Origin of the sequence: Methylophaga sp. (assembly GCF_965655755.1) — a bacterium.
In the GTDB taxonomy this organism is placed as follows: Bacteria; Pseudomonadota; Gammaproteobacteria; order Nitrosococcales; family Methylophagaceae; genus Methylophaga.
Genome location: NZ_CBFHHW010000074.1, coordinates 1 through 1,760 on the forward strand (window position 1 = coordinate 1; position 1,760 = coordinate 1,760).

Consider the following 1,760-nt stretch of genomic DNA (forward strand, 5'->3'; position numbering starts at 1 on the left):
CATACCTACGTCGCGTACGGACCACTGGCAACAGGCGCTACACAAGTCATCTATGAAGGTGTGCCGACAGTTCCAGATGCCGGTCGTTTTTGGGATATCTGTCAACGTCTCAACGTTACTATATTCTATACCGCACCCACTGCTATCCGTGCCTTAATGAAAGTCGGTGACGAAGTCCCGAATAAATACGACTTATCAAAACTGCGGCTACTCGGAACAGTAGGTGAGCCTATTAATCCTGAAGCCTGGATGTGGTACTACAATGTCATTGGACAAAGTCGCTGCCCCATTGTGGATACCTGGTGGCAGACAGAAACAGGGGCACACATGATTGCACCGATTCCTGGTGTGACCCATGCTAAACCCGGCTCATGCACACGTGCCCTACCGGGTATCGATGCCGCTATTGTTAACGACGACGGTGAAGAAATTACCAGACCGAACCAAGGTGGTTATTTGGTGATTCGTAAACCATGGCCTTCTATGGTTCAGACTATCTGGGGTGATGATCAGCGTTACAAAGATACCTACTGGCCTTATTTTGACGGTAAGTTCTATCTTGCAGGCGACAGTGCCCGTCGTGATGAAGATGGCTTCTTCTGGATTATGGGCCGTATTGATGACGTTCTTAACGTGTCAGGTCACCGTCTCGGTACCATGGAAATTGAATCTGCCCTGGTTTCTCATCCACAGGTAGCTGAAGCCGCTGTGGTTGGACGCCCGCATGATGTTAAGGGCGAAGCGGTATTTGCCTATGTGGTGCTTAAAGGTGAACGTCCGGAAGGCGGCAGAGATGAGGAATTGACGGCTGAACTACGTAATTGGGTGGGTACAGAAATTGGCCCGATTGCTAAACCGGATGATATTCGCTACTCGGATAATCTGCCTAAAACCCGTTCTGGCAAGATCATGCGTCGCTTACTTCGTACTATTGCCAAAGGAGAAGAAATCACGCAGGATACGTCGACTCTGGAAAATGAATCGATATTACTGCAACTTCAAGGCAAAGTATGACGAAACAGGACACTGGTTCTGAATCTCAACGATTAGATAAATGGTTATGGGCTGCGCGGTTTTACAAAACCCGCAGCCTGGCCGTTGAGGCCATCAACGGCGGCAAAGTTTATCTCAATGGCCAGCGCGCTAAACCCAGTCGCACAATCCGCATTGACGACAAACTCACTATTTCCAAACCGCCTTATGAATTTGAAATCATAATAGCCGGGCTTAATTTACAACGTCGCCCTGCTGTTGAGGCACAAACGCTTTATCAGGAAACAACTGAAAGTCAGGAAAAACGCGCGCTTTTGCGTGAACAAATCAAAAACGAACCGCTCGGTTTTCGTCAGCAAAAAGGTCGTCCCAGCAAGCGTGATCGACGACATATCATTAAATTCACCCGTCAGAGCTAATCATGTCTGAGGATGACTTTATACTCAATCAGCTCGATTCCAATAAAAAAGATAGCTTGGCTTATGCCATCGCCATGCAAAAAAAAGCTGCTGAAATTGGCTTTGACTGGCCAGATATCAACGGTGTTATTGATAAAATTCATGAAGAACTGGAAGAACTCAAGCTCGAAATCAGACAGGATAGTGACAAATCACTAATTCAAGCTGAGTTAGGGGATTTGTTATTTGCCTGCTGTAATCTAGCCAGACACCTGGATATCAATCCTGATGAAGCTTTAAACAGCTGTAATCAAAAATTCTACCGTCGTTTTAACTATGTAGAGACCCGGGTTTCAGCCGTGGGAAAGC

At 46.8% G+C, this 1,760-nt stretch carries 3 protein-coding genes; all 3 read left to right on the top strand.

Annotation, left to right across the window (positions count from 1 at the left end):
• Positions 1-1,014 (top strand): AMP-binding protein (locus ACTF5U_RS12420; RefSeq protein ID WP_438971945.1); only part of this gene is annotated, 1,014 nt, incomplete at its 5' end.
• On the top strand, positions 1,011-1,412 hold the full coding sequence (locus ACTF5U_RS12425) for an RNA-binding S4 domain-containing protein (protein WP_438971946.1): 402 nt from the start codon (positions 1,011-1,013) through the stop codon (positions 1,410-1,412). The genes ACTF5U_RS12420 and ACTF5U_RS12425, both read left to right, overlap by 4 nt.
• A gap of 2 nt (positions 1,413-1,414) precedes the next feature.
• On the top strand, positions 1,415-1,760 hold a 346-nt coding region (locus ACTF5U_RS12430), incomplete at its 3' end, for a MazG nucleotide pyrophosphohydrolase domain-containing protein (RefSeq protein WP_438971947.1).